The 10,078-nt window shown below is 56.3% G+C and carries 12 protein-coding genes; 1 reads left to right on the top strand and 11 read right to left on the bottom strand.

Translation table 11 applies throughout. From position 1 onward, the window contains the following. On the top strand, positions 1-217 hold a 217-nt coding region (locus MJ257_RS16735), incomplete at its 5' end, for a hypothetical protein (RefSeq protein WP_240270307.1). Positions 218-234: 17 nt separating this feature from the next. Here the strand turns inward: MJ257_RS16735 and lysS are convergent. From lysS to cysK, 11 genes are all read right to left on the bottom strand, one after another. Further along, entirely contained in the window at positions 235-1,743 is a 1,509-nt protein-coding gene (gene lysS, locus MJ257_RS16730; protein ID WP_240270306.1) for a lysine--tRNA ligase, read from the bottom strand. A 101-nt stretch (positions 1,744-1,844) separates the two neighbouring features. After that, the gene (gene greA, locus MJ257_RS16725; RefSeq protein WP_009226297.1) at positions 1,845-2,321 is read right to left on the bottom strand and encodes a transcription elongation factor GreA; all 477 of its coding nucleotides are present in this window, start codon (positions 2,319-2,321) and stop codon (positions 1,845-1,847) included. Positions 2,322-2,688: 367 nt separating this feature from the next. Then, positions 2,689-3,690, bottom strand: a complete 1,002-nt coding sequence (dusB, locus tag MJ257_RS16720; RefSeq protein WP_240270305.1) for a tRNA dihydrouridine synthase DusB — start codon at positions 3,688-3,690, stop codon at positions 2,689-2,691. Positions 3,691-3,735: 45 nt separating this feature from the next. Next, positions 3,736-3,942 (bottom strand): helix-turn-helix domain-containing protein, encoded by a 207-nt coding sequence (locus tag MJ257_RS16715; RefSeq protein ID WP_240270304.1) that lies wholly within the window; start codon positions 3,940-3,942, stop codon positions 3,736-3,738. Further along, the gene (gene folK / locus MJ257_RS16710; protein ID WP_240270303.1) at positions 3,894-4,442 is read right to left on the bottom strand and encodes a 2-amino-4-hydroxy-6-hydroxymethyldihydropteridine diphosphokinase; all 549 of its coding nucleotides are present in this window, start codon (positions 4,440-4,442) and stop codon (positions 3,894-3,896) included. Before folK ends, MJ257_RS16715 begins: the two co-directional genes overlap by 49 nt. 11 nt (positions 4,443-4,453) lie before the next feature. Then, positions 4,454-4,816, bottom strand: a complete 363-nt coding sequence (gene folB, locus MJ257_RS16705; protein WP_240270302.1) for a dihydroneopterin aldolase — start codon at positions 4,814-4,816, stop codon at positions 4,454-4,456. Between the two features lie 27 nt (positions 4,817-4,843). Further along, positions 4,844-5,680: a dihydropteroate synthase gene (folP, locus tag MJ257_RS16700; protein WP_240270310.1), complete on the bottom strand. Its 837-nt coding sequence runs from the start codon at positions 5,678-5,680 to the stop codon at positions 4,844-4,846. After that, entirely contained in the window at positions 5,661-6,638 is a 978-nt protein-coding gene (locus MJ257_RS16695) for an aminotransferase class IV (protein WP_240270301.1), read from the bottom strand. Before MJ257_RS16695 ends, folP begins: the two co-directional genes overlap by 20 nt. Beyond that, entirely contained in the window at positions 6,635-7,216 is a 582-nt protein-coding gene (gene pabA, locus MJ257_RS16690; RefSeq protein WP_178020492.1) for an aminodeoxychorismate/anthranilate synthase component II, read from the bottom strand. The genes MJ257_RS16695 and pabA overlap by 4 nt, the downstream gene beginning before the upstream one ends. Before the next feature lie 18 nt (positions 7,217-7,234). Then, positions 7,235-8,770 carry an anthranilate synthase component I family protein gene (locus tag MJ257_RS16685; protein ID WP_240270300.1) on the bottom strand — a complete coding sequence of 512 codons (1,536 nt, stop codon included), beginning with the start codon at positions 8,768-8,770 and terminating at the stop codon, positions 7,235-7,237. A 147-nt stretch (positions 8,771-8,917) separates the two neighbouring features. Further along, positions 8,918-9,856, bottom strand: a complete 939-nt coding sequence (cysK, locus tag MJ257_RS16680; RefSeq protein WP_178020496.1) for a cysteine synthase A — start codon at positions 9,854-9,856, stop codon at positions 8,918-8,920. Positions 9,857-10,078: the final 222 nt, after the last annotated feature.

Raw genomic sequence — 10,078 nt, 5'->3', positions numbered from 1 at the left:
TGTCCGGCGTTATGTTGCAAGCATTATTTTTATCTGCGATTCTGAGCTGAAGTTCACAATGCCTACGAATAACGACCGGATTTATAATATATCATCTTTTCAACCCGGGCGCAACCCGCATGCCGGCTTTTTAACCATCCAAATTCACCCACTCGAAAACGAACCCCTCATATCCATCATTTATAAAGAAAGCCCGGCAATAAGCCGGGCTCGCTAGATTCGATATCCTATTGGTTATTCCGCCGAGCGCATATGCGGGAACAGCAGAACGTCGCGGATGGAAGCCGAGTCGGTCAACAGCATCACGAGGCGGTCCACCCCGATGCCCAAACCACCGGTAGGCGGCATCCCATACTCCAAAGAACGGATGAAATCTTCGTCCATTTCATGCGCCTCGTCATTGCCTTGTTCACGCTCCAGCAGTTGTGCCTCGAAACGCTGGCGCTGGTCGATCGGATCGTTCAGCTCCGTAAAGGCATTCGCATGCTCCCGCGCGACGATAAACAATTCGAAGCGGTCCGTAAAGCGCGGATCCTCTTCGTTCTTCTTGGCCAGCGGCGAAATCTCCACCGGATGCCCGTACACAAAGGTCGGTTGAATGAGCGTTTCCTCGACGAACTGCTCGAAGAACGCGTTCAGGATATGACCAAACGTCATATGCGGCTCCACAGGAACCTTATGTTCCTTAGCCAGACGATGCGCTTCTTCGTTGCTCATTTGGACGCCGAAATCGACGCCGGTTACTTCTTTCACCGCATCGACCATCGAAACGCGACGCCACTGAGGAGTCAGGTTAACCTCATGCCCCTGGTAATTCACCACTTGGGTGCCCAGCACTTCTTGAGCGATGTGCGCAATCATATTTTCCGTCAAAGCCATAATATCTTTATAGTCGGCATAAGCCTCGTATAACTCAATCATCGTGAATTCCGGGTTATGGCGCGTAGAGATCCCTTCGTTCCGGTAAACCCGGCCGATCTCATACACTTTCTCCAGGCCGCCGACGATCAGGCGCTTCAAGTGAAGCTCGATCGCGATCCGCATGTACAACTGCATATCCAGCGCATTGTGGTGCGTAATGAACGGACGAGCCGCCGCGCCGCCGGCAATGCCGTGCAGGGTTGGCGTTTCCACTTCCAAATACCCGAGGGAGTCCAGATAACGGCGCATCGATTGGATGATCCGGGAACGCTTGATGAACGTCTGCTGCACCTCCGGATTGACGATCAAATCGACGTAACGTTGGCGATAACGCAGCTCAACGTCCTTCAACCCGTGATATTTGTCCGGCAACGGATACAGGGATTTGGACAGCACCTCTAAATCCTTGACCTTGATCGTCGTTTCGCCGGTTTTGGTCTTGAACACCTCGCCGGTTACGCCTACGATGTCCCCAAGGTCCAGAATGCTGAACGCTTCGTATTTAACTTCCGGCACGCTGTCTTGGCGGACATAAATCTGGATTTTGCCCGACAAATCCTGGAGATGCGCAAAGCTGGCTTTCCCCATACCCCGTTTAGCCATGATTCTGCCGGCGATGGATACCTCGACGTGCTTCTCCTCCAATTCTTCCTTGGAAAGCTCGTCATACTGCCGGAGAATGTCACCTGCCATATGGTTGCGTTCGTATTTTTTGCCGAAAGGGTCGACCCCAAGCCCGCGCAGCTCGTCCAATTTATCGCGGCGAATTTGCAGCAGCTCGCTGACCTCCATGGCTTCCTGGTTATTGATCTCTTCGCTCATTGCCCTACTCCACTCCTTAATCCCGATGAATTTGCTCGCCGACAAAAGAAACAGTGAAAGAAGCTTCCGCTGGGGAAGCTTCTTTCGTCGCTCATTCCGCCTTACTTCTTAATGTCTACGATTTTATATTGAATCACGCCGGCCGGAACGTTGACGTCCACGATGGCGCCTTTTTTCTTCCCGAGAATGGCTTTGCCGACAGGACTTTCATTCGAAATTTTGTTCTGCATCGGATCGGATTCCGCCGTCCCGACGATGGCATATTCCATCGTATCGCCGAATTCCAGATCTTCCACCGTCACGATCGAACCGATGCTTACCGTATCCGTGTCGATTTCGTCGTTGTTGATGATCCGTGCGTTGCGCAGCATTTTCTCCAGCGTGATGATCCGCCCTTCGATAAAGGCTTGCTCGTTCTTCGCGTCCTCGTATTCCGAGTTCTCGCTGATATCCCCGTATCCGATGGCTACCTTGATCCGTTCCGCCACCTCGCGGCGTTTCACGGATTTCAGGTTTTCCAATTCCTCTTCCAGTCTTTTCAGACCGTCCTGCGTAAGGATAACTTCTTTATCGCTCATCTCAACCGATTCTCCTGTCATGGAAAAAATTTTCGCACGGTGCGTGCGGCACCCGAAAACCCTCCTGGAAAATGAACGCTTCCCGAAAGGAAAGGTTCTTTTGCCGTTCCACTGCCGCTTAGGTGCTTGGAAGCGCTCGCTTCCGTCAGCAATGGTCACTAAATTCCCTGCTCATTGTGTATATCATATGCATTATGTGATAAGGGTCAGACCTTCCCGAAGGGAAAGACTCACGCTTGAGGCGAATTTATATTGTGAAATTATAGGTGAACGATTGTCAAATGTCAATGACACCCGAATTTACAAATGTAAACGTTTCATGAAGAAGGAGGCACCCGAAAAAAGGGTCCCCCGATCCGATTCAAACTTATGCGGATACCTCGTCACGGACCGTTTCCGCCGATAAGCCGGCGACAAATTCCTCAAGAATGCGCACCATCTCGTCACGACGGGTTTCTTCCATAATGAGGTCTTTAATGCGCGCTGCGCCTTTCAGGTTTTTCAAATACCAGGCCAAATGCTTACGCATTTCGCGGACGGCCACAGGCTCGCCCTTAATTGCGGCCAAGCGGTCCATATGCAGGATGGCAATACGGATTTTCTCCTCGGCCTCCGGCTCCGGAAGCAATTTGCCCGTCTTCAGGTACTCGACCGTCCGGTACAGCATCCAAGGGTTGCCCAGCGCCCCGCGTCCGATCATCACGCCGTCGCATCCGGTCTCATCCAGCATCCGACGGGCATCCTCCGGCGTCGCCACGTCTCCGTTACCGATGACGGGAATCGACACGGCTTCCTTCACCTGACGGATATAACTCCAGTCCGCTTTACCCGTATACTGCTGCTCACGCGTCCGGCCATGCACGCTGACGGCTTTGCCGCCGGCTTGTTCCACCGCTTTGGCGTTGTCCACAACGTAGATATGCTCGGCATCCCAACCGATCCGCATTTTGACCGTTACCGGCTTGCTTACCGCATCCACGACGGCCGAGACCATCTCGTAAATCTTATTCGGATCCAGCAGCCAACGTGCGCCGGCATCGCATTTCGTGACCTTCGGTACCGGGCAGCCCATATTGATATCGATGATATCGGCATTCGTTTCCTGATCGACGACTTTGGCCGCCTCCACGAGCGACGCGCGGTCCCCGCCGAAAATCTGCAGGCTGAGCGGCTTTTCCCGCTCGTCCACAAAGAGCATTTCCCTGGTGCGCTTGTTGCCGTGAAGGATCGCTTTATCGCTAACCATCTCTGCGCAGACAAGCCCTGTCCCAAATTCTTTGGCAATCAGGCGGAAGGCCGGATTGCAAACGCCTGCCATCGGGGCAAGCACGACCTGGTTTTTTAATTCAATATCGCCTATCTTCAGCAAGATGGTTCCCTCCCATCGATAAGTTTAATATATATGCGGCTCTGCTTAAGATTCGGGTTTCAAATCAGCTAGCGTGATGCCCAAACAATCTGCAATTTTACTTAAAATTTGATCATCTGCTCGGCGGTTCCCCCGCTCCACCGCTCCCAGTAACGCCAGGGATACGCCGGACTTCTCAGCCAGCTCTTGCTGGGTATAACCTTTTAGTTTTCGGAAAGCGCGGATGCGCTGTGCCAGGTGCATGTTTTCCAAAACCGGACGCCTTCCTTTCCATCTAGGGTGTCCAAGGCACCGTGAATGCGTTCATACAGCCCGGAGGGCTCTCCTTCCGGCACGATGTCGGACAAGGGGACGAGCACGAAGGCCCGCTCCATCATCCGGGGGTGCGGCAATGTGAGGAGCGGCGTGTTCATCTCCCTGCCGCCGGCCCATAACAAATCAAGGTCCACCGTACGCGGCCCGAACCGGATGGTGCGCTCGCGCCCCAGTCGCAGCTCGATGTCCAGCATCACGGTAAGCAACGCCTCGGGATCCAGCGAGGTACGCATCGCAAGTGCCATATTTACGAAACAAGGCTGATCCAGATAACCTACCGGATCGGTCTCATACAAATTGGAGCAACGCAGCACCTCGATCGCCGGATGCTCCTGCAGCGCCGTGATCGCCTGCATCAGGGTGGCCTCGCGGTCCCCCAGATTGGCGCCTAAAGCAATATAAGCCTCTGAAAGCTCAGAGGGAGGAGTCGTGTTCATAAACGATAGGCTCACTTTCTGGAACGGTACATCTCCACCGTCACGCCGTCGAAATGAATATCAAACGGAGGGTGCGGCTTCGTGACCCGAACCGTTAACGCATCTACCCTAGTATAAGTGTCCAAAACCGCGGATGCAATATGCTCCGCCAGCGCTTCGATTAATTGGAAGCTTTTTTGCTCAACGATGGTTTTGACCAGCCCATGGACTTCGGCATAATTCACCGTTTGGGTCAAGTCGTCGCGGATCCCCGCCTGACGCAGATCAAGCTCCAGTTCCAGATCCACGTAGAAGCGCTGACCCAGCTTTCGCTCCTCCTCAAATACGCCGTGGTATCCGTAATATTCCATGCGCCGCAGCACCATTTTATCCATGATTCCGGCTCCTTTTCCAACAATTTATCAAGCGTACACGATCGCATCGCACATCCGGACGGTTTGTTTGATTTCCTTCACGTCATGGACGCGGACGATCTGGCAGCCCTGTGCAATCCCCAGCGCCACGGTCGCCGCCGTGCCGAACACCACCGCATCGACCGGCAAATCCAAGGCGGTGCGGATAAATCTTTTGCGGGATGTGCCAAGCAGCAGCGGGAAGCCAAGTCCCGCCAGTTCGTCCAATGCGCGCATCACCCGCAGATTCTCCGTATAATCCTTGGCAAAGCCGATGCCGGGGTCCAAAATGATGTTCTCGTCGCGCACGCCGGCTTGGCGGGCAATCTCCACACATTCGCCGAGATCCGCCGCCACATCGGCAAGCAAATCGCCGTAATTCCGATCATGGCGGTTATGCATCAAAATCACCGGACAACCGAACTCCGCCGCCACCTCCGCCATCGGCGCCTCCGCTTTAAAGCCCCAAACGTCATTGATGATGTGGGCACCGGCCTTCAACGCTTCCCTAGCCACCTGTGCCTTGTACGTGTCCACCGACAACGGAACTTGAGGAAGCTCGCGATGGAGCGCCTCCACGACGGGAATGACTCGCTCCAATTCTTCCTGTTCGCTCACGGGCTCATGGCCCGGACGCGTCGATTCCCCGCCGATATCAATCAGATCCGCGCCTTCCGCAAGCATCTCGCGGGCGTGCTGAAGGGCGCTCTCCACGTTATTGAAACGACCTCCGTCGGAAAAAGAGTCCGGCGTCACGTTCAGAATTCCCATCACCAAAGTACGTTCGCCGAGCGTAAAGGACGCTTCACCCAGCCGGTAACTGCGTTTATAAATAATCGGCTGCATCGCCATTCCTCGCTTTCTCCCTATATTTCCCCAGCAATCGCTTCGTCATCGGCCCAATTTGCCCGGTGCCGACCGTGCGCCGCCGCATCCTCCGTCCGCCCGGATTGCCCGGCTTGCCGGGCTCCGCCAATTCCGTCACCGGCACGAGCTCCTGGATCGAATTCGTCAGGAAGACCTCATCGGCCGCCAACAGCTCGTCCCAGGTGTAACGGCCTTCTTCCGTCGGAATGCCCTGTTCGGCGGCCAGCTCCAATACCATGGCGCGGGTGATGCCGGGAAGAATGCCGGTTTCCGTATCCGGCGTATAGATTTTGCCATTCCGCACAAAAAATACATTGCTGACGATCCCCTCCGCCAGCCAGCCCTGGGCTGTCAGCTGCAGCCCTTCGGGCGGGGCGGCAGCGGGGCGCGGTCCGTGCGCCGTGAATGCGGCTGATGCCTGCTGCTGCGCCTCGCGTTCCAATCGGGCCAGCTCGCGCTTCGCCAGCACGTTGTTCATATAGTGCAGCGATTTGTACCGAACTTCGCCCTCCGGCGTGTTCCGGGGCGTCTCCAGCCGCCACAACGGCTTCCCGTCCATGTACAACGCTGCCCCCGGCTCCGGCAGCGGCTTCACATAAATCACGACCCTCGGCTTGACATAGTCGCCTGCCGGCAGCCCCAACGGCCCCTCGCCGGCCGTCACCGTATACCGGATGTAGCCTTCGGCCAATCCGTTCCGCTTGAGCAGCTCGGCGATTTCCGCCTCAACCTGGCCAAGGTCAACCTTGAAATCGATCCCGAGCGCCCTGCAGCCCGCCATCAACCGCTCCAGATGGCGCTCCAACAAGAACGGCCGCCCTCCGTAGGTGCGGAACGTCTCGAACAAGCCGATCCCGTACATAAAGCCGTGATCCATTACGGAGATCACGGCTTGATCGGCCGGGGTCGGAATGCCATCCACCCCGATGTAATTCATGCTTTCGCTTCCGCCTTTCGGTTCAGGAAGTTGCGGAGAATCTGGTGGCCATGCTGAGTAATGATTGATTCCGGGTGGAACTGCACGCCCTCGACGGCATACTCTTTATGGCGCAGCCCCATGATTTCCCCTTCCGCCGTCTCGGCGGTAATCTCCAGGCAATCCGGCAGGCTCTCGCGTTCCACGATCAGCGAATGATACCGCGTGGCCGTAAATGGCGACGGCAGGCCGGCAAACACCGATTCCCCCTGATGATGGATCGGCGACGTCTTGCCGTGCATCAACCGCTCGGCGCGAATTACGTTGCCGCCGAAGGCCTGGCCGATGGCCTGATGCCCCAGGCAAACGCCGAAGATCGGGATCACTCCCTTGAAACGCTCGATCAAATCCAGCGTAATCCCAGCCTCATTGGGCGTACACGGGCCGGGAGAGATTAAGATATGATCCGGCTGCAAAGCCTCGATTCCCGCAAGATCGATCTCATCGTTGCGGCGGACAGTTACTTCCTCGCCTAACTCGCCTAAATACTGCACCAGATTGTACGTAAAAGAATCATAGTTGTCGATCACCAAAATCATCTCGTCTCATCTCCTGTCCTAGACTTTGTCCAGCTGGCTCTGCTCACTCTGTTGGATCGCCAAAGCAACAGCCCTGGCCTTGTTAAAACATTCCCTATACTCACGGTACGGGTCCGAATCGATCACGATGCCGGCTCCCGTCTGCAAGTAGCCGACGCCGTCCTTCGCGACCAGCGTACGTATAATAATATTTAATTCCATATTCCCGGCATAGTCAATCCATCCCATCGCACCGGTGTAGGGCCCTCTTGTGACAGGCTCCAGCTCCTCGATGATTTCCATCGTCCGCACCTTAGGCGCCCCGGTGATCGTTCCCCCTGGAAAAACGGCGGCGATCGCATCGTAAATCGTGTACTCCGCCCCCAGCAGCCCTTCGACTTCGGATACCAAATGCATGACGTGCGAGTACCGCTCCACAGCGAACAGCTCGCTAACCCGCACTGTCCCGTACTCGGCCACGCGTCCGATATCGTTCCGCAGGAGATCGACCAGCATGATATGCTCGGCCTGCTCCTTATCGCTTGCGCGCAGCTCCTCCTCCATCCGCCGGTCCTCTTCCGGCGTATGTCCCCGCCGACGCGTGCCCGCGATCGGCCGGGTGCTGATCTTCCCTTGCTCCACCTTCACCAGCAGCTCCGGCGAAGCGGACACGAGCCGGAAGTTGGGAAAACGGAGCATGCCCATGTACGGCGAGGGGTTCAACCGGCGAAGCTGCTCGTACACCCGCTCGGGTGCCGCCGCCAAAGGAAAGGCCTGACGCAGCGAGAGGTTCACCTGGAACACGTCGCCGGCGGCGATATATTCCTGTACCCGCCGCACCGCCGCTTCAAACGCCTCCTGCGTCATCGAGACGGATAAGCGGCGGCGTTCCAGCTCCTCGTCGCCAATCGGAGTAAGTGCCGCCGAGCCTCCCGCTGCGACGGTATCGGTCGCCGCGCAAAAACCCGCCCAACGCTGCGCCATGCGCAAAGCCCGCATCTCGGCGCGGCGGTAGCTTTCGCGCAGCTCCTCCGGGGTCAGCGAGCTGATGGGGACATGGACGACGCAATACACGTCGCCTTCGACCTGATCGATGGCCCAAAGCTCCTCCAGCTGCATCCAGACATAGTCGTCCAGGCCAAGATCATCCTGCGCCAGGCTCGGCAGCCGCTCCAGCGATCGCGCCACATCATAGGCGAGGTAACCGACGGCACCACCGCTGAACTTGGGCAGCTCAGGTACCGCGGGCGATCGGTACGGGGCCATCCAATCCCGCAGCAGCTCCAGCGGCTTGCCCGATTTCACCGACACGCCTCCGGCGATCAAATCGTGCACGACGGCTTCGCCGCCTTTGCCGCGGATGACCGAGACCGGTTCCAGGCCCAAGAAGGTGTACCGCCCTCCCTTGCCGCTCTCCAGCACGCAGGCGTACGGCCCGGCTTCCTCCCAGGCCCGGGACCAATCCGCGGGCAAACCGGAGGCCGCCAGCGGGCATTTAACCGCAAACGGCAGCACCGTCCAAGTTCCCGTCTGCGCCCAATCTCTCCATTGCTCCCATGTCGTCATTTTCTCCATTACCCGCGCCGATCCTCCAAATCTTCATCCTGAAGAAGCACTTTTCTTATTGGAAGCTAGTATACTAGAAGACCGCCTCAAAATAAAAGCCCCCGAACCGTTCGGTTGGAACGGCTGGGGGCTTCAACGCCCTCTGGGCGCAACGATTTACGCTTCGAAATTGTACAGCGGCGTGCTGAGGTAACGTTCGCCGTTACTTGGAATGATGGCAACGACGCGTTTGCCTTTGCCCAGCTCCTTAGCCACCTTCAATGCCGCGAACACTGCAGCGCCGGAGGAAATGCCCGACAGGATGCCTTCCTCTTTCGCCACCGTGCGCGCTTGCTCGAACGCTTCATCGTTCTCAACATGAATGATTTCATCATAAATTTCGCGGTTCAGAATTTCCGGAATGAAGTTCGCGCCAAGGCCTTGAATTTTATGCGGGCCGGGTTTGCCGCCAGCCAAAATCGGCGATGCCGCCGGTTCAACCGCGTAGATTTTCAGGTCCGGGAACCGTTTCTTCAACACTTCGCCGGCGCCGGAAATCGTGCCGCCCGTACCGATCCCTGCAACGAATGCGTCCAGGCGTCCGTCCAGCGATTCGATCGCTTCAACGATTTCCGGTCCGGTCGTTTCGCGGTGGATCTTCACGTTCGCTTGCGTTCTGAACTGGTCCGCCAAGAAATAATCCGGATTCGCTGCCAGCAGCTCCTCGGCTTTCTTCACCGCGCCGTTCATGCCTTCGGCTCCCGGTGTCAGGACAAGCTCCGCTCCATAGGCGCGCAGCAGGTTGCGGCGTTCCAAGCTCATCGTCTCCGGCATCACGATTACGGCCTTGTAGCCTTTCGCTGCAGCGACCATCGCCAAGCCGATCCCCGTGTTCCCGCTCGTGGCTTCGATAATCGTGCCGCCCGGTTTCAGCTTGCCGGCTTTCTCCGCTTCTTCGACAATGCTGATCGCAATCCGGTCCTTCACGCTGGAACCCGGGTTTTGGTATTCCAGCTTCACATAGATTTCAGCGCTATCCTCCGGCACGACCCGGTTCAACCGGACCAGCGGCGTATCTCCGATCAATTCCGTTACATTGTTCACGACTTTTGCCATATCAAATATCCTCCCTTTGGATAAAAATAACCTAGTCGATCTGGCTGCCCAAAAATGAAAGCTTAGACAATATAGGATGTGCGATTTATCGGCTTTCATTTATTTCCGAGTATTTAAGTTGGTTTTCTGATTATTATCTTAACAACCCCGATCGGAGTTGTCAAGAAAAGTCACAAAAAATACTTTGCTTCAAAGGTCCCCCTGACCTCCTCCGCAAAGTAT

It is taken from the genome of Paenibacillus timonensis, from assembly GCF_022427145.1.
Classification (GTDB): domain Bacteria; phylum Bacillota; class Bacilli; order Paenibacillales; family Paenibacillaceae; genus Fontibacillus; species Fontibacillus timonensis.
Note: the sequence above shows the minus strand (reverse complement) of the source record. Positions and strands in the feature narration are given on the sequence as shown.

Excerpts from the sequence above, each read along its gene's own strand:
- lysS (WP_240270306.1), bottom strand. The coding sequence starts at position 1,743 with ATGAGCGAAGAGATCAATAACCAGGAAGCCATGGAGGTCAGCGAGCTG.
- greA (WP_009226297.1), bottom strand. The coding sequence starts at position 2,321 with ATGAGCGATAAAGAAGTTATCCTTACGCAGGACGGTCTGAAAAGACTG.
- folK (WP_240270303.1), bottom strand. The coding sequence starts at position 4,442 with ATGAACACGACTCCTCCCTCTGAGCTTTCAGAGGCTTATATTGCTTTA.
- folB (WP_240270302.1), bottom strand. The coding sequence starts at position 4,816 with ATGGATAAAATGGTGCTGCGGCGCATGGAATATTACGGATACCACGGC.
- folP (WP_240270310.1), bottom strand. The coding sequence starts at position 5,680 with ATGCAGCCGATTATTTATAAACGCAGTTACCGGCTGGGTGAAGCGTCC.
- MJ257_RS16695 (WP_240270301.1), bottom strand. The coding sequence starts at position 6,638 with ATGAATTACATCGGGGTGGATGGCATTCCGACCCCGGCCGATCAAGCC.
- pabA (WP_178020492.1), bottom strand. The coding sequence starts at position 7,216 with ATGATTTTGGTGATCGACAACTATGATTCTTTTACGTACAATCTGGTG.
- MJ257_RS16685 (WP_240270300.1), bottom strand. The coding sequence starts at position 8,770 with ATGGAGAAAATGACGACATGGGAGCAATGGAGAGATTGGGCGCAGACG.
- cysK (WP_178020496.1), bottom strand. The coding sequence starts at position 9,856 with ATGGCAAAAGTCGTGAACAATGTAACGGAATTGATCGGAGATACGCCG.